At 35.9% G+C, this 25,477-nt stretch carries 15 protein-coding genes and 1 riboswitch; of the genes, 7 read left to right on the forward strand and 8 right to left on the reverse strand.

Translation table 11 applies throughout. The annotated features are described in order from the left end of the window. Positions 1–114: 114 nt before the first annotated feature. From GQR44_RS08770 to GQR44_RS08795, 6 genes are all read right to left on the reverse strand, one after another. Positions 115–1,074 (reverse strand): glucokinase, encoded by a 960-nt coding sequence (locus tag GQR44_RS08770; protein WP_166371355.1) that lies wholly within the window; start codon positions 1,072–1,074, stop codon positions 115–117. 64 nt (positions 1,075–1,138) lie between these two features. Further along, a complete protein-coding gene (locus GQR44_RS08775; protein WP_166371357.1) occupies positions 1,139–1,951 on the reverse strand; it encodes a MalM family protein in 813 nt (270 codons plus the stop codon). A gap of 329 nt (positions 1,952–2,280) precedes the next feature. Further along, complete coding sequence (locus GQR44_RS08780; RefSeq protein WP_166371359.1) at positions 2,281–3,561, reverse strand: maltoporin; 1,281 nt, start codon at positions 3,559–3,561, stop codon at positions 2,281–2,283. Between the two features lie 651 nt (positions 3,562–4,212). Continuing rightward, positions 4,213–5,712, reverse strand: coding sequence for an alpha-amylase family glycosyl hydrolase (locus GQR44_RS08785; RefSeq protein ID WP_205963012.1), 1,500 nt, complete (start codon positions 5,710–5,712; stop codon positions 4,213–4,215). Positions 5,713–6,297: 585 nt separating this feature from the next. Beyond that, positions 6,298–9,507, reverse strand: a complete 3,210-nt coding sequence (pulA, locus tag GQR44_RS08790) for a pullulanase-type alpha-1,6-glucosidase (RefSeq protein ID WP_166371361.1) — start codon at positions 9,505–9,507, stop codon at positions 6,298–6,300. Between the two features lie 694 nt (positions 9,508–10,201). After that, complete coding sequence (locus GQR44_RS08795; protein ID WP_277344366.1) at positions 10,202–12,253, reverse strand: bifunctional 2',3'-cyclic-nucleotide 2'-phosphodiesterase/3'-nucleotidase; 2,052 nt, start codon at positions 12,251–12,253, stop codon at positions 10,202–10,204. Positions 12,254–13,135: 882 nt separating this feature from the next. On the opposite strand from GQR44_RS08795, the gene GQR44_RS08800 reads away from it, so the two are divergent. Together GQR44_RS08800 and GQR44_RS08805 are read left to right on the forward strand one after the other, a co-directional pair. Continuing rightward, the gene (locus GQR44_RS08800; RefSeq protein WP_166371363.1) at positions 13,136–14,719 is read left to right on the forward strand and encodes a polysaccharide lyase family 7 protein; all 1,584 of its coding nucleotides are present in this window, start codon (positions 13,136–13,138) and stop codon (positions 14,717–14,719) included. Between the two features lie 548 nt (positions 14,720–15,267). Beyond that, positions 15,268–16,761, forward strand: a complete 1,494-nt coding sequence (locus GQR44_RS08805; RefSeq protein WP_166371365.1) for an MATE family efflux transporter — start codon at positions 15,268–15,270, stop codon at positions 16,759–16,761. Positions 16,762–16,922: 161 nt separating this feature from the next. Here GQR44_RS08805 and GQR44_RS08810 read toward each other — a convergent pair whose 3' ends face one another. After that, positions 16,923–17,711, reverse strand: coding sequence for an LEA type 2 family protein (locus tag GQR44_RS08810; protein ID WP_166371367.1), 789 nt, complete (start codon positions 17,709–17,711; stop codon positions 16,923–16,925). 547 nt (positions 17,712–18,258) lie between these two features. On the opposite strand from GQR44_RS08810, the gene GQR44_RS08815 reads away from it, so the two are divergent. Continuing rightward, positions 18,259–18,726 carry a hypothetical protein gene (locus GQR44_RS08815; protein ID WP_166371369.1) on the forward strand — a complete coding sequence of 156 codons (468 nt, stop codon included), beginning with the start codon at positions 18,259–18,261 and terminating at the stop codon, positions 18,724–18,726. A gap of 258 nt (positions 18,727–18,984) precedes the next feature. Here GQR44_RS08815 and GQR44_RS08820 read toward each other — a convergent pair whose 3' ends face one another. Continuing rightward, positions 18,985–19,569 (reverse strand): hypothetical protein, encoded by a 585-nt coding sequence (locus GQR44_RS08820; RefSeq protein WP_166371371.1) that lies wholly within the window; start codon positions 19,567–19,569, stop codon positions 18,985–18,987. A gap of 388 nt (positions 19,570–19,957) precedes the next feature. Between GQR44_RS08820 and GQR44_RS08825 the strand changes: the two genes are divergently transcribed. From GQR44_RS08825 to GQR44_RS08840, 4 genes are all read left to right on the forward strand, one after another. Then, the gene (locus tag GQR44_RS08825) at positions 19,958–20,827 is read left to right on the forward strand and encodes an MYG1 family protein (RefSeq protein ID WP_166371373.1); all 870 of its coding nucleotides are present in this window, start codon (positions 19,958–19,960) and stop codon (positions 20,825–20,827) included. A 405-nt stretch (positions 20,828–21,232) separates the two neighbouring features. After that, a riboswitch (cyclic di-GMP riboswitch) is annotated at positions 21,233–21,321 on the forward strand. A gap of 83 nt (positions 21,322–21,404) precedes the next feature. Continuing rightward, the gene (locus GQR44_RS08830) at positions 21,405–22,874 is read left to right on the forward strand and encodes a fibronectin type III domain-containing protein (protein WP_166371375.1); all 1,470 of its coding nucleotides are present in this window, start codon (positions 21,405–21,407) and stop codon (positions 22,872–22,874) included. Between the two features lie 442 nt (positions 22,875–23,316). Further along, entirely contained in the window at positions 23,317–24,702 is a 1,386-nt protein-coding gene (locus GQR44_RS08835) for a class II fumarate hydratase (protein WP_166371377.1), read from the forward strand. Between the two features lie 248 nt (positions 24,703–24,950). Next, positions 24,951–25,409 (forward strand): hypothetical protein, encoded by a 459-nt coding sequence (locus GQR44_RS08840; protein ID WP_166371379.1) that lies wholly within the window; start codon positions 24,951–24,953, stop codon positions 25,407–25,409. The last annotated feature ends 68 nt before the right edge of the window (positions 25,410–25,477 follow it).

Here is a 25,477-nt window from a genome sequence, read left to right on the forward strand (position 1 = left end):
GGAGCGAACCATCAACTGAACTACCAATTGTAAGGCTGATGCGATTGCTATCAACGTCAGAAAAAATATGCGCTGACGTTGATTTTGTTCTAGAACTAGCACCTTTTTAAGTGATTAGTGAATGTATTTTAACTCTTGGCGTAGGTAAGTTGCTGCACCTAGTAAACCTGGGTTCTTGTGAGTAATAACAAAAGTAGGTATTTTAGTTAAATAGTCTTTTAAACGTCCTTTCTCTTCAAAATATTGTCTGAATTCACTCGCTTCAAAAAAATCAAGAAAACGCGGCACGATGCCACCAGCAATATAAACACCACCAGTACAGTTCAAACTCATCGCGAGATTACCGGCAAAGCTGCCCATTATTTGACAAAAGATATCTAAAGTTTGTCGTGCTATCACACATTCATTATTCAGTGCTGCTTGTGTTATTTGTTTAGGCTGAATAAATTGAGGGGCTTGTTGCGATAAGTTGCAGAGACTTTGATATAAATTAACGATACCTTGTCCTGACATCACTTGTTCTGCAGAAACATGGCCAAACTTAGCTTGTAATTGAAATAAAATATCCGATTGTTGGCGAGTGTTTGCTGTAAAGCTAACATGACCCGCTTCACCTTCTAGGCTGATCCACTTATCAATTACTTTTATGATATGTGATACACCTAATCCGGTACCAGGTCCAAAAACAGCAGTGTTAGCATTTTCCTGAACAGTACCTGTACCGATTTGAAACTTATCTGATGCAGCTAAGAAAGGCACTGCCAAAGAGATCGCAGTATAATCATTTATTACATACAAAGTGTTTAAGTTTAATTGTTCTTTAAGTGCTTTTTGTGAAAATGACCAACTTAAGTTGGTCATGGTTACTTGATCATTTTCCACGGGGCAGGCAATACCGATACAAAGATCATTAACTGCACTGTCCAATGTTGAAAAATAAGCTAACAAAGCTTGTTCTATAGAGTCAAAGTCCGCACAAACATACTCGACCAGTTTGCTCAATTTACCCGTTTCAAGATCACAAACTGAAAATCTAATATTTGTGCCGCCAAGGTCGACTACAACAGCTGACATTTTTTCTCCTAAATAATTGTTAACTTTCAACTTCAATTTACGTTTATCTTTTCTTTATAATTTGTTATTTATAACTATTGATAGCATCAACAAAAATTGTTTGTGCGCCTTCTACTTGCAGATTTTTAGCTTCTTCCAAAAGCTTTAATGCTTTTGGGATATCTTCGTTTGCAACGGCATTTTGGATTGATTTTTTATAGAAACTTTCAAGGTCAGTCCCTGCAGGAATATTATCAGTGGTGTTAATGATGCGTGTAGTCACAACTTGATTGCTAGTAAGCGTTAAGCTGAAATTACCGTAGGCAACATGTTTAGCAAGCGGATCGTCGATAATAGGTTGTACTGTATGCTTAGCAATAGCAAAGGCTTTTGCAGGGTGTAAAATTGGAGTTGAACCAACTAAATCTTTAGCAGTGGTATATACCAATAATTTAAGGTTATCACCACTCATATCAGGCATGACATTAAACGCGATGGTAAATTTATCGTTATCTAATAATTTTGCTGGCTCGTAGGTAAAGTCACTGAAGGACTTTTGGGCAATAAGGTCACCGGCTTTATTTAGGATCGCAACAGTAGGTGCATAAAAAGTATTTTTGCTATCGACAAAACTTTCAATTTCTATATCTAATGAACCTTTATTGCCGGGTAACGTGAAGCTGGCAATAGGACCTGCACTTTCTCCGTTTAGTAATAATTGGTTTGATTTATCAATAGAAAATTTAATGTTAGTAGGGATATCCAGGGCTGACCATGTGATCTCTGATATATTCATGGCAACTTGATTTTCTTGAGGAACGTCGAGAGTTATTGTTTGTGTTTTTGCACAACCTACAATTAAAGTCGATAAAATAATTGGTGCGATCCATTTTTTCATAATTGATTATCCTAATTGTGAGTATCATTTCTGCCATTTTATATCTTTACTGATTAAAAATGAGAAAAATAACTGTTAATTATACCTGTATTTTAAAAGGTAATTTGTCTTTATTCTTGTATATTATTTTATTCTACAGCTTTGTTAACATTGATTATTATCAGTTTATATTATTTTTAAACCATCCATTTACTTGGATTGAAAATTGATAGCTGGATTGCAAAATTGGTTGGTTTAAAAATAATATTGCTTTAAAAAATAATGCTCAGTCAAGGAAGTCAACAACACAGCCAGACATCGACTGTGTTGTTGATTAAGAAGTTAGTGGCTTACCACCAAGCTTCAGCTTGTACACCAAACTGCATAGTACTGTCGTCACGACCACCGTTAAAGGCATTCGCACCACTATCTGCGTCTTGGTTAATGTAGCTTGCATAAACACGGATTTCAGGACGAGCCCAGATGCTTGAACCGGCTGTCCATGCTTGCGCAATAGTTACTTTACTATTTTTCGTTTTATCACCGTCTGTGTCATCAATGTTATAACCTAACTCAAGGATAGTCTTATGATTTTCATCCCATTTGTAAACTGGACGAATAACTGCGGACATGGTTTTTGTTTTATCTTGACCATCCCACATATCTTCACCAACGGCATAAACTAACTGATGTAACATCTCAATGTTTTCACCAAAACCAAGCACACCCCAGTTGATTACACGGTAGCCAGAAGCACCGTCATTTGCTTCAGCACCATACCAGTTACCACTACCGTAAAAGGCTAAAGATTTACTGTAGCCTTCAGTACCATATTGGAATACTGTTTTGTTGAAGCCATTATCTAAACCTTGTGTTAACTCAAAAGTAGTCATGACTCCGTCTTGAGGATCTCCAACGACATCATCGGTGTCATTGACCATTGCATAATCAAGACCAACTTCTAAGCTCGCTTTTTCCCATAATGAAATCCCAGCATAACGAACATCAAAAGTATTAACGTTTACTGATCCACCATTATTACCACTATCGACAATATCACTACGGTCATTACGTACCCAAGCCAAAGATAATTTACCTGGTCCTACTTGAATGTTTTCAACACCCGCACCCGCACCTGAAATATCCCAGTAGTAAAAATCCGTATGGTGCACATCATGGCGTTGGTAAAAACGCTTACCGGCCCATAACGTTGCTTCCGGAGCAGCAGAAATTAAACCTTTTGCTTGGACATTAAACTGACGTAAGGCAAATTGAGCATCATCTTTACATTTTACTGCGTCTTCAGGAGGGGTGCCTGAAGTGACAAGCTCACAAGAAGTACCAGTACTTTCCCAATCATTTGATCCGTTAGAGGTCATCGCAACCATTGAATCGAGATAAAAAGTTTTGCCATTATCATTATAAACTTCAGACCCTAGCTGAATTTCACCATAAACATCGTCCTCATTACCTAAACGACCAATTTTATTTTTCTCGTGAGCAATTTGTTGTCCGCCATCTGCGTTCATGCCAACACCTGCACGAGCATAACCGTGAAAATCTACTGCAAATGCTGAGCTAGAAAGCAATGTGGTGGATACTGCTGCTGCGATTAAACTTATTTTTTTCATGTTATAAACTCCATTTTTAACTCGCTAATTTTAAAACGATTGGTTATTTATTATTCCTCCGTTATTCCTTTAACTTGTTAGATAGACAGTAAAAAGTTTAAGCAACAACAGGGTAGTGTTTAGGAGTTTCCTCCCTTCAAGGTGACTCAACGTTGACTATGTTAGGTGAGATAAAGATGGCTGACTTCCTCCACCTTTATTTTATTTAGGGGGGGGAAGAAAGGAGTAGAGTTACGCCATTAAAATAAAAATGTAGAAGGGGTCACGTATTTAGGGAGGAGGCGGCTATAAAAGAGTGATCAAGGTAATATTAATGTGCACCTTATGCTTAAATTTTAGCGATATTTGTAACTAATTTATGACGATTTAGACAACTGAAATTTTGCTAATGACGATAATATTTCGTTAAATCAAAATAGATGAAATTGCTAACATTGGCTGAGTAAACTAGATTGAAATTAATCCTAAAATAAGAGTACAAAATTGGAAAGTACTTACTATGAAAATTTACGTTGCAAGCCTCTAGGTAAAGACTTTTAATGGTTAGCGGTTAGCGGTTAGCATGATAGTTAGTAGTTGGTTAAGTTGATAAGTAGATAACCCCTTTAGCCTTGAAAGCTAACGGGGTTATCAAGATAGCCTTTGATGGTATTAAATTAACATTAAATAAGAATTTGCTTCTAAGATTAAGTGTAGTTTTTCTGATTCAATTTTAAACTGCTGTTCGGTTAATATATCTTGCATTGTTCGATGCCATTGAAAATCGATACAGGTATCTGCATCGGATTTGTTTATGGCAACGATCCCTTTATCGCCTCGTGCAAAAATCAGAAGGTCTTGGTTGGTCATTATAGGGAACATTGGTTCGCCATGAACATAATGATGGAACTTAATCATTTTCTCCATGCGAAGATTCTTCCAGGTATCGACCCAACGAGGATTACCCTCCTTGTTTAATATTTTACTCGGATTTAAATCTGTATAAATCAATGGAACACCGCCATCACGGCCTAATATATATGCATAGGCTAACCACTCATCTTCTTCCGAAAGTATCAAATTTTTAAATGTATTATTGTTGGGAATATCGTGAGTGATCACGAAGGTAATTGCTCTGAAATTTACTAATGCTTGCCCATAACAATATGGGTCAATTAATGATTCAATATTTCCATTGTCTTGAAATGCTTTAAACACGGTATTAAATAATGGGAAGTCATATGACCCTAAATTTGTTTTTTCAAGATAAGGTTGTAAGAATATTTTATATTCTTCAACAGTAGCGCCGCCATCGGTAATAATTTCACCAAACACGTGCATGTTTTCAGTAATTTCTTCTGTCCAAACGCGCTTAAGGTGCTCAAGAGTCATATGTTTTGCCGCATCAATCCTAAAACCTTTTACTCCAAGTCTTTTAAGTGCTTTAAGATAAGATTGTTGCTGATTAATAACATGATCACAGACCTGTAAAGTGGGTAAGCCAGGGTCTTCGCCTCCACCAGTTATTCTACCATTTTGAACTTCCCAGCAATTTTTCCAATCTTTAATTCCAAACCCATCTACAAAATGTTCTTCTAAAAAAAGTGGTTTAGTTAAATCGCCGAATAGCAGAAGCGATTGGTATTCGTTTTTGTGTTTTGCATATTCTTGCATGTCTTCGGTACTTGGATATTGTAAATCAGGACGTTTATAAGCTTCGTTTGCCATATGATTGAAAACGATATCTGCATAAACATTAATGTCATATTTGGCGAGCTGTTTAACCATTTCAGAAAAATCAATAGTGTTACCGAGTTGATTATCAATAACACGATAATCTTGCGGTTGATAGCGTTGCCACCAACCTGTGCGATTTTTATGTTTTAAAGATTTCATTGGAGGTGAAACTAATACTGAGTGATAACCCATTTCGCTGATGAGTTGTGCATTCTTTGCTACATCAGCATAAGACCAATCAAATGCGTGCAAAATAACATTGGCTATTCCTATTTTATTTTTACCCGTCAGTATCTTTTCTGTTAGTGGTTTGTGTGCAGTTAATGTTGTGATGCTTTGTTCATTAGCGCTTGATAAACAACTTGGTATATCGGATGTCGATGCCGGTTGCTCGAAATTTGATCCCCTTGTATGCCTATTGCTGTGATACATCATTTTAGTTCTCCTTGGCTATTGCAGTTAATTGCAATAAAACCTAAATAAAATTCAACTCTACCTAGACTCAATCACTTAATTTTTTTATTTTTATATAAATGAAAAATCTAATGTAGTTTATTTTACTCCCGTTCATCATAAATAATTTTCAGAACAACAGTACAATTATTTTTAAATACATTTGTTTTTAGTACATTTATTTATTAATAAAACAGTACATTTTTTTATTAGAATATGTCTTATTATAAACGTTGCACAATGGAAGCAATCCACCCGAGATTGATATTAGTAGGTTGAATAAGCGGGCGTAGAAGTAGATGGACTAGGATTTTAGGTAATTTTTAGTTGATATTTGAACTATTTTTAACCAGTGAAAAAGTACTTAATATTAAATAATCATTAACTCATCATTAACTCATCATTAAGGTGGTGAAGCTTAATTTATTTATTATCAATACTTTATAACCTACTCGCATAGGTTATAAAGTATTATTGTTTACTCCTTTTAATTTAAACTAATATTTTTTGCTCTAAGCGGCTATTTTTTAATAAAAGCTTAAATTCGTAATCGAAATAATGTGTTTTCTACTTTTGTTTAACAGAAAGTCCCAACCCTTGAGATTCGCCCTGTGGTTTAATAAATACCGCAGTCGATAAGGCCGGTACAGTAAATGTACCTTCTATAAATGATGCACTACTGTCGACTAAGTTAGGATGTAATGTAAAGCCATTAGCGTCTGAAATGGGAAATACCTGTTGTTCATTAGTCGCATTAATAATAGTCACGATGGCTTCTATATTAGGGTCTAAATCTATGCCTGCTGTTGTCCCATCATCAATACTCATCACTATTAATCCTGTTATTGAATCTGAACCTGTATTTTGGAAATCAACGCGTGCTTGTATTTCTTCTTCAGTGGTCAAGCTAAATAAAGGGGAACTAGTACGAATTTTCAAAAGTTCTTTAAATCGTGTATCGGTCCATTTTATATCAGCACTGGTAGGTTGAGCCTGAGGATCTTCAATGATTGTATGAATTAATGGCCAGTTATCACCATCTTTATCTTGTCTTGGTAAACCCACATTCCAATTATTATTACTCATATCGAAATTGACTGTATTAAACCAGTCGCCTGAATCATAACTATCGCGTTGCATTGATTTTGAGCGCAATAATTCAGACCCCATGTGTAGAAACGGAATTCCTTGACCTAACACATTGATACTGAGTGATAATATTTGCATTTGTGCTCGTTGCTCAGAAGTTACCTGTGATGCTACTTTGTACATATTATTATCCCAAAGTGTTTGGTTATCATGCTTTGAAACATAGGATATGTTTTCTTGCGGATCTAAGGTATAACCTGCTTGCTGACCGTTGTAATCAATCTCCTTACCTTGTTTAACTGCGCCCGTTTGATCTATCAATTTAAAGTTAGCGAGGTTGCCTGCCATACCTAAACGGATCATATCTCCGTCTTTTCTCACCTTGAGTGAAGCTGCAGTAAGATCTTCTTGAAGTTCATTCCATAATCCTGCGGTGGTAAATCCCTGGTTTTTACGTAGATCATTTCCGCTATCGAAGGGGCCTCCTCCTCGAACTGCATCACGTAAGCGGTCTGAAAATGTGCCAATGCCGGTACCCGCCATATTTGACTGTGTAGCTTGTACGAATAAAGCATCATTAGCTACTTCCCCAAAGTTCCAACCTTCACCATAAAAGTAATTATCTTGATCAACGGCTTGAACAGCATTAAGTGAATCAATCATTAACTGTTTTGGTTGATGTCCCATTAAGTCGAAACGGAAACCATCAATTTTGTATTGCGTTGCCCAAGTAACTAATGAGTCAGTCATTAGCTTGCCCATCATGATATGTTCCGTGGCTGTATTCGAACAACAGGTTGAGGTTTCAATTGCGCCAGCTGCATTAAGGCGTTGATAATAGCCCGGTACTATTTTATCCAATACTGATTTATCATTAGTGCCTGCTGAGTTGGTATGATTGTAAACAACATCCATCACTACTCGATAACCCATTTCATGTAGTTGCATAATCAACGTACGATATTCTTTGACCCTTGTGATGCCGTTTGCATTCGTTGCATAACTGCCTTCAGGTGTTGTGTAATGAAAAGGATCATACCCCCAGTTAAAACTGTCATAAGCCCTTAAGTCGTTGAGTAAAGCTTGCGCATCTCCTGTCGAAGGATCATATCCTGCAAGCACATCCCGTATTGTTGAACCGCTTATTCCTTGATTACAAATCGCTGCAGAGTCATTTATTTCACATAATTTAGCGACTGTGTCATCTAATTGAACTTGCTGTGCCGGATCTTCATTGACCGTGGCGATATCGAACATATTCATCAAGTGAATAACATTCATTCCATTATCAGCCAGTGATACTAATTGTTTATAACTCGCTCTATCTTGCTCTGTGATGGCAAGGTATTTACCGTCTAATGCATCAGTGCCGCCATCATCAACTGCTGAGGTTAAATCACGAAGGTGTGTTTCATAAATGAGTAACTGCTCTGGCTCTGCAACAGATGTAATAGATTGAGCATCCCAACCGCTAGGTTTACCTTGGTTTTCTAAATCAACTATCTGTGAATAGTGGCTGTTAGCCGATAAACTCAGTGAGTACGGGTCCGTCACTTGTAATGTTTCAACGCTATTTAACGCAGCATGATAAACACTGACTTGATAACGATAATAAAGGCCAAGGGTATTGGAGATGTCATCTGTAGTCCATGTGCCATTGCCTTTTCGTGTCATTGATATAGCTTGACCGACTTGAACGAAATTTTGATCATATAGGTAGAGTGATACTTCTTTTGCTGTTGGAGCCCATAGTTTAAATGTTGTACTATCACCATTGACGATGGCACCTAATTGTTCGGTTTGTGCACCAGTATCGCCCGTGGCATAAATTGCATCTAATGCAGGTGCAAGTTGTACGCCTGTAACTTCAAGGATTGTGCCTTTGGTATTTTTAGCAACGAGCACTAATTGACCTGACACTAACGTGTCAATGGGCAAAGTTATCTCATCTGGAATAGTAAATTCAAATGCACGGTAATTGTTATAGCGCTTACTTGCATTAGCAGGTAGCTGCGCATTTTCTGTTAATGTCATGGCGATGGTTGATGACTTTATTTCACCACTCGCATTGTCGATGCTAAAGCCACCATCGGCGAGGTAATGCAATTCATAAGAAGCGGCGTCACCGACTTCCCATGCGATAGTGTTAGCATTAATCAATGCACCTTTTAGATCTTCTAATTTTGCAGTAATAGTATCGTTGGGATCATCTAAAATTGTGGTTAAATCCGCGCTTACAAAACCTTGACGATCTGCAATACTGGCAAAAGATAATGTTAAGTCAGCTGATTGGCTACCATTCGCTCTGACAATAAAATTAACGCAATCTTGTGCGGTTTGTTTTGATAATGGCAAAACCCAATAGACACCGTTTTCATCTTCACCGGTTGCAGCAACACCTTGATCCCAAATTTCAAATCCTTGAATGTTCTCACCATCAAGGGCACTACAAGCCTCATTATTCCAGACGTGTAGCGTGGTATCTAAGCGATTTACTGTGTCCGACATGACATAGATTACCGCCTCATTTTCCTTTGCTTTAATTGCGTCTATAGACGTTTGATCAATTGGATCTTTTTCAATAGGTATTTTATCCGTGGAGTTACTACTCTCGATACATGCTGTCAGTGTTGAAGCTATTAATAAAGGCATTGTATAGCGTGCTAACGTACTGAGTTTAAATTTCATATAGATGTCCCATTGGCATAAATAAATATTGAATGAAGTAAAGAGCACGACTTTTTTTGATCGTAAAGAAAGCGCTGATTAGCTCCCTTAGTGAAGTGGATCAAGTCATAAGTACTGTTACTTCATCTTCCTTGTATCAGGCATTATGTTATTGGGATTTTAATTGGTGGACCTCCTCCATTGTTAGCTAATATTGAGGAGGTGTAGAAGGGGGGATATATGATGCAAAAAATTGAAAATGTTGTTTGTATCACTTATTGAAGGCTTAGGAACAAGTAAATATGTGAGCTTTACTATTTTTTAAACACGTAAGTCATCTCCCATCGATAAACATTTATATGGTAGGTGGAATGACGAATAAAAGGCCGAAGGTGGTTTGTACTAATAATAGATCGCTATCTACAATAGATTATTACTTGAAATAGGTGATTGCTATTTATAATTGATTATTGCTTTTAATGAATTTATTGGAGTTAGACGCTGTGGAAAGGGCACTATCAATTCACGAGTATCCAGATACAAATCAATTGAATTTGTACTCTGCAATGTTTACTCAGACACTTGATAGCAGATTTAATAGAATGAGTAACGGAAATGACTTTCCGTTACTCATCTAATGACTTATCAACCTAAAGCCATTACTCAGTTAGAGCATGATTTAGTACCTTAAATAGTAATTGCTATAGCTGATACTTTACTGCGCTTTTTTACTCAGTTGGATATTGTAGACCGCAAAACCTAGTTCGTCTTGTTTTGCTCTTTTAGTGAGTGAACGTTGAGCATAGGTTTTGATGAAGTGATCCGCCGTTTCACTGTCTTGAGTTTCAAAGCGAATATCAAGTTTTGTAGGCGTTATAATATCTACAAAATCCCAGTTATTGTCAGCTGAAGGATTAACCGCACCCTGAGTATTGGTTTGTGAAGTGATATAAGCGGCAAGCACATCGCGGTTGGTATCGGGTTGTTCCATTACAACATAGTTAGCACCTGTACCAGCAAATTTCCCACCAAAGGCTCTGTAGTTATTGGTACCGACAATAAACTGTTGTTTTTCTAATTGCTCACCCGTTATCTTTTTGCCTTGCTGATCCGTGTAAGTCAGCCCAACAATTCTTTCAGCCGTAGGGTCAATCACTGTACAATTACTGTCAAACTTACTGGCTTGGGTGACATCTATTTTGTAGGTGACACCATCGATCACGTCGAAGTTATAGGTACGGTGATCTTTCCAGTTAATTAAATATTGCGGCGAGCTACTGTGTTTGTCGATTTGATTAAATTGATTGGCGCTGCATTCTAACCAATCTTTTAATTGAGCCCCTGTAATTTTAAGTGCTACCACGGTATTAGGATACAGATATAAATCCGCTGCATTTTTATAGGTCAATGCTCCCTTTGGCACTTGTACAAAAGCATCACCATCTGAAGCAGCACTATGACGGCCACCGGCTTTAAATGGTGCCGCCGCAGATAATATAGGCAATCCTTTAAGCGAACTGTTATCTGATGCAGCGACTTGATCCTTAACATATTGTAGTTGCGCATTTGATACAATTTGCACTGTTGGATCATCTTGCACCAAGGTTAGAAAGCTATACATATCACTGGTGGCTTTACCAATGGGTGCATTTACAAAGGCTAAAGTACCTTTATGTTCATCAGCAACAGCATCATGGATAGCTTTATCAGCCTCTACAACTGCTACTTTACTCCCCGCTTCATTACGTTGATAGATTTGGCGTGATTCTGATTTAGCACTTTTAATTGACCAAGTTTGATTACTGTATTGTAGATCAAAATCAATCACCCCTAGGTTATCACCCCATCGACCAGGCATTACCGCAGGTACACCATTAATGAGGCCTTTAGTAATGTCTACGTTAGGTAAATCAGCAAATTGTTGACTTGGAAAAACAGAGTGACTATGCCCAAACATAATTGCATCAATGCCTTTTACGGTGGTTAATGCGTAGGTTGCATTTTCAGCATGAATATCACTTGGATTTTCGCTGGAACCAATACCTGAGTGAGGAATAGCGATAATAATGTCAGCACCTTGTGCTTTCATTTCGGGAATGAACTTTTCAGCCGATTCTACGATCCCTTTTACTGTTACTTTACCTTCAAGATTTTGTTTATCCCATTGTAATATTTGAGGAGGAACAAAGCCGATGTAACCGATGTTAATAGTTCTTTCAATACCTTGAACATCGATAATAGGAGTCTTTTTGATTATGAAAGGAGTAAAAAGGTTATCACCTGTTTTTTTACCCTCCCAACAATCGGATTCACAATAAACGTTTGCGTTAATGTAAGGGAAATTTGCTTTGTTAATTGCTTTGTTTAGAAAGTTGAGACCGTAGTTAAACTCATGATTACCAATATTACCGACCTCGTAATTCAATAAATTCATAGCTTTGTGAGTAGGGTGGGTGGAGAACTCATTACCTTTTTTAAATTCACTGGCAATATAGTCCCCCATCGGGCTGCCTTGTAAAAGGTCTCCATTATCCACAAGCAAGGTATTTTCAGACTCTGCACGTGCGGCTTTGATTAGGCTTGCTGTGCGAGCTAAACCAATGGTGATATCTTGTTTGGTTTGATAGTAATCATAATCCATGACATTGGCATGAATATCGGAGGTTTCAAGTACACGTAATTGTGCAGAATAGGTATTATCTAAAGACTGACATCCTGACATTGCGAATGCTGATGAAATCATTACGGCGAGAAGTGTTTTGTTCAAAGTATATTCCTTTTTATTGAAAAATAAGGGTTGTTACTAAACGGTTATTAGTTCCTAGAAAGTCGAAGAATGGTCTCTTTATTAACGAGTCATTTTTAACTAGTGATTGTTAATCGGTTACTTTTGATCGTTCATCGCTGTTGGCGATTGTTCACTAGCAAAACAAGATAAAACGTGAGGAAGTTTATATTAATGAATTTTGCTATCTTTTTAATTACAAAGCATAACAAAATATGTGGGTAAATTTTTCAACTCAATGTTCCTTGGTTGGTAAAGTCAGGGCATATATTTAATAATAATGTAATTCTCAATAGCCGTTAATGTACAACCAACCTCGTTTAATAACTTTATTACTTACCCTCATTAGTTAACCTTAGTACTTAACTTTAATACTTACCTTCAATAATTAATTACAAACAAAAACCCTTATTAGTATTACAAATAAAGTTTTTTTTATTTGCATTAGATGACAGTTGTATCAACTAAAGTATCATTTTATGGATTATCATATTAATTATTACTCCTTATTGAATGATAGATATTATCTATTTTTAATTCATAAATTGATTATAATTAATGTAATTTTAATGATCACTTTTCAAGTGATAATATTTGAAAATTTGTTTTTATCTTATGTGGAATGCTGTATTTATTGAGTTTTGTGAGGTGCTAGTCTAACTTCTTTACCCTTTGAATCTCTAAATTGAGATCTAGTTAAGACTTTCTAACAAACAACAATGCTGTGTATAAAATCTTGCGGTACGCTAGTTGTTGAAAAATAAAATCCAATAGAATGATCAACTTTAAGTATGACAGAGTAAATACATAATCTAATTTAAAAGTATTATTTAATTATTAAAAGATAAGAAAATGAGGGATACAATGAAAAACGGAAAATTGAGTTTTGTACTAAGTACTTCTATTGCTATCGCATTGTCTGGTTGTGCGACAACGGATAATGCACTAACAGGTCCAATTAACCTTGCTGGTACACAGGCACCGCTATCTGTGGTAGCAACTGAATCAAGTGTGCATGATGGCAACGGCCCAGATCGTTTAATTGATGGTGATATTTCAACGCGTTGGTCTGCTAGTGGTGATAATTCTTGGGCTGTGCTTGATTATGGTCAAGTGGCAGAATTTGATGCAGTGCGTATTGCTTTTTCTAAAGGCCATCAGCGTTCTAGTAACTTCGATATTTTGGTCAGTGAAGATGGGAGTACATGGAAAACGGTGCTAGAAGGTGTTAAATCATCGGGTAAAGTTACTTCGATAGAGCGTTTTCCATTTACAGCAGTAAAAGCCCGTTATGTTAAGTATGTTGGCCATGGTAATACTAAAAACATGTGGAACAGCGTTACTGAATTTTATGCGGTAAATTGTGCTGTGAATACATGTCTTGCTAATGAGTTTATTACACCTGATGTAATTGCTGCTAATGAAGCTGAAAACAAAATTTTAGATAAGGCTGCAAAAGCCAAAAAAGCGAAAGAAAAAGCAAAAATGAAAGCATTACGATTGGGAGATTTTGGTACGCACGTGCCATTAAAATGTGATTCAGCCATCTCTGATTGTAGTAAAAAAGTATGGTGGGATGTACCGTTAAAATCACCGACTATTCCAGCCGTGCCATTAGCGGGTAACAAACCTGGAGAAAACTTCGATTTAACCACTTGGTATTTATCACAACCCTTTGACCATGATAAAAATGGAAAACCTGACGACGTTAATGAGTGGTATTTAAACCAAGGTTATGAACAACCTGAACTTTTTTATACTGCGGATGATGGCGGTTTAGTGATTAAAACTTTTGTTAAAGGTACTCGTACGTCTAAAAATACTAAATACACTCGTACAGAGTTGCGCGAAATGTTACGCCGAGGAGATAAATCTATTTCTACCAAAGGTGTTAACAAAAACAACTGGGTATTTGGCAGTGCACCAGAAGCTGATCTTAAAGCCGCTGGCGGTGTAGACGGTGTGTTAGATGTCACAATGAAAGTTGATAGTACCACTTCAACAGGTGAATTAGGCCAAGTAGGTCGTTTTATTATCGGTCAAATCCATGATCAAGATGATGAACCTATTCGTCTTTACTACCGTAAATTACCAAACAGAGATACTGGTTCTGTTTACTTTGCACATGAAAATACCTTGGAAGGTTCAGATAATTACTTTAGTTTAGTAGGTGATTTAAGTGGTGAAGTTGACGATGGTATTGCGTTAGGTGAAGTATTCTCGTACCAAATCAAAGTTGAAGGTAATACCATGACGGTGACAGTAAAACGTGATGGAAAAGAAGATGCAGTTCAAGTTGTTGATATGAGCAAAAGTGGTTATGACCAAGGTGGTCGTTACATGTACTTTAAAGTAGGGGCATATAACCAAAATAATAGTGGTGACCCAGAAGATTATGTTCAAGCAACATTCTACAAAATTAAAGCATCACATGATCAATATAAATAGTAACAATCGACTTTGTAAATAATGAATCTGTAAATAAGACCCTATTAATCATTACAGGGTCTTAATTTTTGATAACGTTTAACTATTGATTATTTAACTAATATTGAATATTTTACTAATAATGAACATAAAGCCAGTACCTTTACTGGCTTTATATTTTAAATTGCTTTGGACTAGCTATGATAATTTCTCATTCTTCATTTCACTCTTTATAGATGATTTAGATACTTGTTACTTATTATTTGAATCTAAGATTCTGAATAAAAGTGTACTTATAAGTTATATCAAATCCGTTAAAGATCTTATCAATTTTGTTGCTTAAATTTATCACTTCTGCATTTATGTTTTTATATAAAAGATAAAAATCCTACACTGTTTATGCCTAGTATTTGCTCTAATATTTAATTAAATTGCGATAATTACCGTCTTTGTCTTCTATGCTCAGCACTTTAATTGTTATCTATTCATTCAAATACAACATTAAAAGTGCTGTAATAGCATTTCTTTAAATTGTTTTATTAAATTCATTCTTAAATGGTAGTGCGCAAATGGTAAAAGGTAAGTTTGTTACAGGTAATATTTTTAACCATATTATTGTTATGTCATCCACTAATGCAATTGGATTAACAGCATTATTTTTGGTTGATTTAGCGGACCTTTTCTTTATCAGTTTGTTAGGTGAAACCGAACTTGCCGCAGCGGTTGGTTATGCCGGTACAATTGCATTTTTCACAACTTCTATCAGTATTGGTTTATCAATTGCAATGTCGGCTTTGGTATCAAAAGCTATCGGGCAGCAAGATCGAGAAAAGGCACGACGATTAGTCATTAACATACTTGGTACAGGGTTCATTATCAGTGCATTAGTGGCAGCAGTAACTTGGTACTTCACGCCAGAATTAGTGAGTTTAATTGGCGCAAAGGGAGAAACACATCAATTAGCGGTTGAATATTTACGCATATTATTACCGTCACTGCCTATTTTATGTTTGGGGATGAATGCCGGTGCCGCTTTACGTTCGGTAGGAGATGCGAAACTTGCAATGTATACAACGTTAGCTGGTGGAGGTGTTAATGCACTGTTAGATCCATTATTTATATTTACCTTTGATTTGGGCTTACATGGTGCAGCTATTGCTTCAGTTATCGCTCGCTTTGCTGTTGCTTTTGTTGCCATTTATGGGGTGACTAAAGTACATAAACTAATGGGCACATTTAATATTAAACATTGGTTAGCTGATCAAAAAGAAATTTTCAATGTTGCCATTCCTGCAATGAGTACCAATATTGCCACGCCTATTGGTAATGCTTATGTCACTATGATGATTGCTGGATTCGGAGATGGATTTGTTGCTGGATGGGCAGTAATAGGGCGTTTATTACCGGTTGCATTTGGAATGATCTTTTCCATTTCCGGTGCTGTTGGCCCGATTATCGGACAAAATTTTGGTGCCTTGTTATATGATAGAGTTCGCCTAACTAGCAAACGAGCTATCGAGTTTACAGCTGCATACGTAATTATTGTCGCCTTGATTATTTTCCTGATACAAAATCAAATAATCTCTATTTTTGGTGCGCAGGGCGATGCCGAAGAGATGATTCGTTTCTATTGTACATGGCTATCTATTGTGTTTGTTTTTAACGGCCTAATCTTTATTGCTAATGCAACATTTAATAATTTAGGCTTTCCTAGTACATCGACAATGATGAATATAGGCAAGGCAACAATAGGTACTATTCCATTTGTTTATTTTGGAGGACAATGGTTTGGTGCGTTAGGTGTTGTTGCTGGGCAGGCCGTTGGGTCTATATTGTTCGGTTTAATTGCATGGTGTTGGTCATTACGTATATTAAATAAATTAGGTGATGATCCGAAAATGCAATGTGAGCAAGAGGATGATATAAGTCTTAATTCTGTACTCCCTTTAACCCCATTTTCTTCTAGCCGTATCTATCTGTGTTCCGATACTGATGAATGCCTAACTGAACAGCAATTAAAGGATATCAAAGTTATTGAGGGAAAAGAAACAACTAAAAGCTGATTAAGATTAATTGGCTATTTGAAAAATAAAATCCGTTAAAAATAATATTCATCGCAAGGATCTACGATGAATATTAATGATCAATACCTTTTTATAAGGTGTCATCAAAAATGACACCAATCTTCTAAATTAATTTAAAAGGCTGCTACTTTAAAAGACTGCTACTTTAAAAGACTACTAAGATTGATTGTTTGATCATAAGATTTAGTAAACAACGGCGAGCTAATTTCAAAGTGTAACGGTAAATCTGGATTCGTCAGCATAGAAAATACATTGCTAAACATATCACTTGGTTTGATACTTAGTGGTAGTTGTAAGCTGCTTTTACCAGTACTAATTTTTTGACTCGTTAGTGCGCCTTTAAAAAGATCATTACCCTTTGAAGACACTGAATATGTTAGGTCATCAAGTGGTAAATTGAAATCATTTTGGTTGTCTACATCAACACTTAAAACAATGTCTAATTGTGAAAAGCTAGCGTTAACCACTTTCATATCTGCAATAGTTACTTCTGGTATATATAAAGTCGCAGATTTTTCAAATGGAATTGGTAGACCGAGAGTATTTACATTACCTTTCACTTGATAATCTAATTTTCTATTTTTAAATAATAACTGCTGTAAGGATGTTAGCGTTTCTTGAGTAAGTGCAATCGAAAGACTGACATCTTTATCACCATTTGCAGGTAAAGTGCCTATCGCATCGGTTTCACCATTCAACATTTTTTCATTATTCAGTGAAAGTTCATAGCTAATGGAATTCACAGGAATAGGATAACCATTCTCGTTGGTAATAGTAAATGTAGGGTTCAGTTCAATACGATCCATTGATACTTCACCTAGTGCAATTGATTTGTAACCTACTTGTGGTTGTTTAAAAAGACCTTCTGTTAATGTTGAACATCCTGATACCAAAGTTATCATGGCAACAACTATTAAATTTTTAATCATAATTTTTCCTGTTAATTTAAGTTCTAGTAAAGCAGTATTTACAACTCGTTGTTGAATAGCGCAATGTTGATACCCCATATCATGAGTTACAACTTATTATTTATAGTTTTCAACATTTATTATAACAGAATCAATAGTTACTTCTTTGAATTGAAATAAGAACAAGATAAAAATATTGCATGAATTAAACAAGTCAAAAGCTCAACCTAGTTATAAACAATTGTTATGAAAAATAATAATTTCTTCATTACTTATATAGAATCTTTGTCCACTTAAGTGATTGACTTGCGATATAAGGTCAACTTTATATGCTCACATGTGTCCGGAAAACCTATCGTTCTTTACAAATAAACCTGATGGTCAATAGAGCCTAACCAAGTATAAAAATAAAACTTCATTTATCTTATTACTTGAGTTCAGATCCTGTATTGACCATAAGTTTGTTTTTAATCAATGATACGTTACTTAGTCAATTGATTAAAAAGCAGTTTTTGTTATATTTGCCTAAATAAAAACGATTATAACTTACAGCTTTTAGGAGATCGTCATGGAGTACAATAATTTTATCATTGCAAGAGCATTGCATATTGTTGCAATTGTAATGTGGATTGGTGGTGTTGCATTTGTTACTACGGTTTTGATTCCATCTATCCGTAGTGCAAAGTCTATCGATAATAAATTGCATCTATTTGAAATGCTTGAGGGTAAGTTTGGCTTTCAGGCTAAATTAACAACGGTTATAACAGGTATTTCCGGTTTTTACATGCTAGATGTGATGAATGCATGGTCAACAATGAACTGGTGGATTCATATTATGATTTTTGTCTGGTTTATTTTTACCTTAGTATTGTTTCTCTTGGAGCCGCTTATTTTACATCGGTGGTTTCATCAACAAGCTGAAAAGAATACTGAAAAAGCATTTTTCTATTTACAGTTGATGCATACTATATTGCTTTCAGTTAGTTTAATTGCTGTTTTTTGTGGTGTAGCTGGCGCACATGGTTTATTTTTTTAATTTATTGAATTCAAGTAATAACAACACATTTATTATTTAATAAAAGCAAATATTACAGTGCGTGCATTCCTAGTACTGTGGATATTCAGTATAAGGAAAAATGTAAGGTCTATATTGAGTCAATGCGATTTAATGCATTCATTACATTGACATGACCGCTATTTTTAGCAAACTAATAACTGTTAAGGAACCGTGTTTAACGCGTGACTATCTATATTAGGCATAGTAAAAATAGTAGGCGGACTATCAAGTTATGTACTAACGACCTAGTAGTTTTTTAAACATGCTTGAAATGATGGAGGCAAAACTAATTGTTTCAGCATTTGAGGCGCTATCTGCACTTTCAGCTTTAATGGCGGCTTTATTGTCTGGAATAGATTTTATCAATTTTGATAAACTGTCTTCGTCAAAAATGAACCCATTACTATCATTCTCTTGCTGATCATATTTATCGATTAATAAATCCAGTATATTGATGATAGTACTGGTTTTATTGAGTGAACCTATATTATCAAACACTGCACCATTACCTAATTCCACAATCCGCCTACGGGCACGGAAATCTTTTCTTTGCTGGCTGAGTTCTTTCCAACTTAATTGATTAACGGTGGTAAGTATTTTATGGTCATTGCGCCAATATATTGCATCTTTACCAATGATTAACCCCCTATGAAACTGAGTAAATGAGGTACGCATTGCGGCTAAGATATATTCTTGGTCAGGAATATCTAAAACAGCGCGTGCATAATGCTCGATTTCTTGTGGCACAAGAGGATTCATATTAAAATTATTTTCACCATGGTAATAGGTCAAAATATTTATTACTTCATCCAACATGTTCATTTGTAACTCCTTGATAAAATTAAGGTACCCATCTTACCTATCTTACCTAGGTTTAACAGGTATATACAGGCTAAAAATATACTTCACTTCTCGTTTTTACTATATTTTGTATGACAAATGTAAGTAGCAGTTTTGATCGTGGTATTTTACTTATTAAAATCGATAACAATTTAATCTCATGGTTACAATTGCTTTTGGGAATCAAGGAACAGCAGATACTATCTGCGCAGGGTTAATAAAAAGATTTCAACCTATTTTTATGAGCGAGTTTAGTGTAGAATCCCGCCTTTATTTTTGAATAACTTGCAATAAAAATATCAGAATTTAAAGCGTTATTATTTGATGCTTTCTTATCCTTTTTCTTCTATAATAAATAATGAAAACAACTATGAAAAATATAACGATAGCAACGCACAATGGTAACTTTCATGCGGACGATGTGTTCAGTATCGCAGCCCTTAAATATATCTTTCCAACTTTTGAACTAGTAAGAACACGTAACTTAGATGTAATTCAAGAGGCTGATTTAGTGATTGATGTGGGTGGCGAATATGACCCAGAAGAAGGGCGCTTTGACCATCATCAACGCGGTGGAGCCGGGGAGCGTGAAAATGGTATTCCATATTCATCATTTGGCCTAATTTGGAAAAAGTATGGGCTAACGATTTGTAATAATGATCAAGATGTTGCAAATTCAGTGGATGCCGGTTTAGTTTCTACTATTGATGCAATAGATTGTGGACATGTAGAAGGGGTTGCTCAAGGCATTAGTTTAAGCCAAACTATTTCGATGTTTAACCCTACCTGGCAAGAAGATGGTGATTTTGATAGCTGTTTTGACCAAGCGGTAGAGTTTGCTCACGTCGTTCTATCTCGTTTTATTGCCTCTGCTAATGGTGGAATAAGCGCTAAAGCTATTGTTGCGAAAGCTATTACCGAAGCAGCAGATCCCCGCCTTATTGTACTGCAACAATATACGCCATGGAAAAGAACGGTGCTTAATTTGTCTAAAGAAGCATTGTTTATGGTTTATCCATCTCAATCGGGACATTGGAGAATTCAAACTGTTCCTGTTGAACTTGGTTCTTTTGAAGATAGGAAGTCGCTACCTAAGTCATGGGCTGGTTTATCGGATGAAGCATTACAACAAGAAACAGGCCTGACAGACGCTATGTTTTGCCATAATGGTTTATTCATTGCTGGTTGTGAATCTTTTGAAAACACCATGAAAATGGCATCAATGGCACTTTCTGAATAGTTTTTTAGCCATAAGTTAACAAGCTGAGTATTTGTCTCGCTTGTTAACTGCTTAAGATTTCAATTTAGCCCTTCAACACCTTCTTTAATTGTTCTATTCAACTCCATTCTTTGATCGAAGTTCCTTAAATGAAGCAAATATATATGCGCATCACGAAAAGTGAATTGGTTGCTCCAAGGCGGTAAATTGATTTGTATCATTTTATTTACTACATATTTGATTAGTTGATTTTTAATCCAAAAATAAATTAAATGTTAACATATTGATTTTGCGATAAATAAAATAAAAGTTGAAAATATTTGTCTATTCCTTTGGTATTATTTTTTTTCTGTTCTATATTTTCTGGGCGGTAAAGATTTACCGAATACTTATAAACTTTTCTCATTTAGATGTTTACATATTGTAGCTAGAAAAAGGCAAACTAAGGGAAACTTTAGGACGCAAAACCACCGGCCTGTGGACAATTAATTGTCTATGGCAGCGGGGTTACCGAGGCGGTAAATATTATCCCTCCACTTTTTTAAACATATAATACAATGTCACTGGACGCTGAATGATCACTTTTGTGGAGGCAAAAATGAATCAGCACCTTTTTAGCGTAAAAAAATCATCTCTTGTTTTATTTTCACTTTTAGCAGGTAGCTCAATGGCTTCTGCTGAAAACCTAAAAATAAATTGGACCGATAACTCTACTAATGAAGATGGCTTCATTATTGAAAAAAGAATTCAAGAAAGTGACCTATTTGAGATTGTTTCTACTCTTCCAGCTAACGCTAGCAATTTTACAGATTCTAACGTTATTGTTAATCAAACTTACTGCTACCGCATTGCTGCATTTAATCAAGCAGGACAAAGTACTTCTGATGAATCATGTTTAGAAGTCTATGAAGTTGCAAGCTCAGAAACGCCAGTAGAACCAACTACACCAGCAGATACTACAACTCCAATTGAAACAGATACTCCAGCAGATACAGGTATCATTTACACAGCGACTGACATCGCCATCTCACATGAGTTTACAAGTAAACCAAGTATCATTGAAGTGGGTGAAAAAGAGTTATATTCATTTAGAAGTGAAGCTGCTTATAACGAAGAATATAGCGACGATAGCATTGCAAATAGTCAATTTTCAGTTAATGCAGGTAAAGTCGGTTACAAGGACCGTAACTACTTTAGTTTTCAGCAGGATGGAACTGAGTTGACTAATGGCTATGCTTCAATGAAATTTAATACAGAAAATCAATTATCATTTGATTTAGTAGGGAATGGCCAAGAACAAAATGCAACTTTATATATGCAAGCAGGTGTGTGGAGCAGCTATGCTTCAAGTGTAATTGTCACTGTTGGTAATGAAGTAGAAACGATTACGTTACCAAAAGGTTACGCTTGGCAGTACTTCTCTGTTTCTATTACATATGACGGTTCAGCACCCGTTTCTATTAGCACCGATAGCGACGTAGGTGGTTATAGTTCAGTAATGTTTGCAGGTATTGTATTAAACAATGCAATAACAGCTGTAGAAGAAGTTGAAGCTGTAGAGGCTGTAAAATATGCGGCGCTTCTTTCTGTTGATACCAAAGCAGGCTATACAATTGATGTTACAGATACAGAGTTTATGGCATACAACCTGAATTCAGGAAACAACTTATCTACTGACGCAAAAGTTGATTCTATTTCATATTACGGTAAAACAACACCTAAATCGAAAAGTTATAACTTTACTGACCAAGATGGAAATAGCGTTATTGGTTACCAAAGTATGAGTTGGAAGGAAGAGAATGGCGTTGCACTTAAACTTAAAAGTGGTGAGTCTCAAGTTAATGTAGCTTCTCTATACTTTTCAGCGGGTGCTTGGACTAGAGAAACTGCTGCTGTTGAAGTTGTGATTAACGGAGTAAGCGAGATTATCGAGTTAAGTTCAGGTTATTCTTGGAAATATATGCAGGTAGACGTTGAATTTGAAGGTGAATTAGATATTGATATTCACCCAGTAGGTACGATAGGTGGTTACAGCGCCTTTAACTTTGCTGGTGTTACATTGAACTAATCAGAGTTTAAAACCCAACATTAACAACCGAAGCTTAATCGCTTCGGTTTTTTTATTTTATGAATTCATCGAGTATTCGAGAATTGATACAGCTCCTTAATTGCCCCTGTAATAAAAAGAGACTGCAATAAAAATGTGCGGCCGTGGTAAACCCTCTCTAGCAATATCTACTCTGATTGATTAATTTGCCTTTAACGGTATAAAACTAATTTCACAATAGCTAGCTATTACTTAATCAAACGCCTTGCCCTCATTAATTTCTCCTTCGAATTTTTTGACCATTTAATTAAGTGCAATGAAATTGCTACGCTTTAATGTTGAATCACCCCCTTTTTTATAGCAGTAGGATTTTTGTTGTTACTCACTAACCGCATTATGATAGTGTTTAACTAGTTTTGATTGCTTATATAGATAACACAGTTAGCTAATAGGGGGAAAGAACATGAAAAAAACGCGCACAGAACGTGACAGTATGGGAGAGCTTGAAGTTGATATTAATGCTTTATATGGAGCGCAAACACAACGAGCAATTAATAATTTCCCTGTAAGTGGCCTTAAATTACCGGAATCATTTATTAGAGCTTTGTTATTAATTAAGTCTGCAGCTGCGACTGCAAATATGACGTTAGGGCATTTATCTAAAGAGAAAGGTGAAGCCATTAACCTCGCTATTGATAAGTTATTAGCAGGTGAAAATTTAATGGACCATTTTCCCGTTGATATTTATCAAACAGGGTCAGGTACTAGTACTAATATGAATGCTAATGAAGTCATTGCAAATGTAGCGAGTAAAATTTGTGGCGAAAAAATACATGCAAATGACCATGTTAATTTTGGCCAAAGTAGTAATGATGTGATACCAACAGCTATCCATGTTAGTGCATCAATTGCATTGCATAATAACCTTATTCCTGCGTTAAAATCATTATCTGGTACTATTCATATTAAAGCGCAAGAACTTGATGCCTACACTAAGAATGGACGTACGCATTTAATGGATGCAATGCCGATACGTTTTAGCCAAAGCTTAAATAGTTGGGCAACGCAAATAGAGCAAAACATTAAGCATTTAAAGTTGTTACAACCGAGTATTCAACGTTTAGCTCAAGGTGGAACGGCCGTCGGAACGGGTATCAATGCTGATCCTGCTTTTGCTAAAGTATTTAATACCGCTCTGTCAGATATAACTGGAATTACATTCAAACCTAGCAATGATTTTTTTGCTGCAATCGGTACTCAGGATACTGCCGTTGCATTATCAGGACAACTTAAAACAACTGCGGTATCTATTATTAAAATTTCCAATGATTTGCGCTGGATGAATTCGGGACCTTTAGCTGGATTGGGTGAAATTAAACTTGAAGCATTACAGCCTGGTTCTTCTATTATGCCCGGTAAAGTTAACCCTGTGATCCCTGAATCTGCATGTATGGTCGGTGCGCAAGTGATCGGCCATGATGCAGCTATAACCATTGCTGGGCAATCAGGGAATTTTGAATTAAATGTAATGTTACCCCTAATTGCTCATAATCTAATGTCCAGTATCGACCTTTTATCAAATGTCAGTGTGTTATTAGCAGATAAAGCGATTAAAACCTTCACGGTTAATACACAAAAAATAAACGACACATTAGCTCGAAACCCAATATTGGTAACTGCGTTAAACTCGCTAATTGGTTACGAAAAAGCGGCGATGATTGCAAAAATAGCCTATCAAGAAGGGCGGCCAATTATTGATGTAGCAGAACAACACACCGATCTTACCAGAGATAAATTGGAGGTTTTACTTAATCCTATCAAGTTAACCGAAGGTGGTATCCCTCATTGAACAATGATAAAAATTAATTGTTAATTGTTAATTGTTAAATAAAACCAAATCATATTTGAAGTGTATTTGTAATAACTCAACGTAAATATGCTAACCTAATTTTGGTTATGACCGCATAAACGTATCGAGTAATGTCCTTTATACGTCATTTTTATGCCTAGAACCTGTTTGCCTCATGATTTGCTGTTTTTGCACCTTGGGTTACAACGGGTATATGTAGCATTTTTTTATAATTTTTAGAGGAACGAATGAACAGTTCAATTACATCTTTTATGAGAAACTTTTTCTCAAGAGCGTTAACCATCATCTTTTTTGGTTTAGCTATTATTCTTGTTATTTCACTATTTACGAACGCAGTACAAGGTTTGATAGCACAATCTGATTTAACTGAAATCCTGCTCAAAAGTATTAACACTGGGATCATTGCTTTGGCCGTATTTGAACTTGCGCTCATTATTAATAAAGAGTACTCCGAGCCTGGTGAAGATGATAATAAAAATGCAATTGAAACTTTACGTGGTACCTTACCAAGGTTCATTGGTACTGTATGCGTGGCATTATCTTTAGAAGGTTTGATCATGGTTATTAAATATAGCCAACTAGATTTAGCTGGTAACTTGTATTATCCCGTAGCGATCATTACCAGCACGGCATTGCTTTTATCATCACTGGCCCTTTTCTTGTATTTAACTGATAAACAAAAATAAATGTTTAATTAGTTATTACAGCTTAAAAAAATAAATCTAGAAATTATTCAACGACATAGTAAAAAAGC

This window comes from Psychromonas sp. SA13A, assembly GCF_011378715.1.
Lineage (GTDB): Bacteria > Pseudomonadota > Gammaproteobacteria > Enterobacterales > Psychromonadaceae > Psychromonas.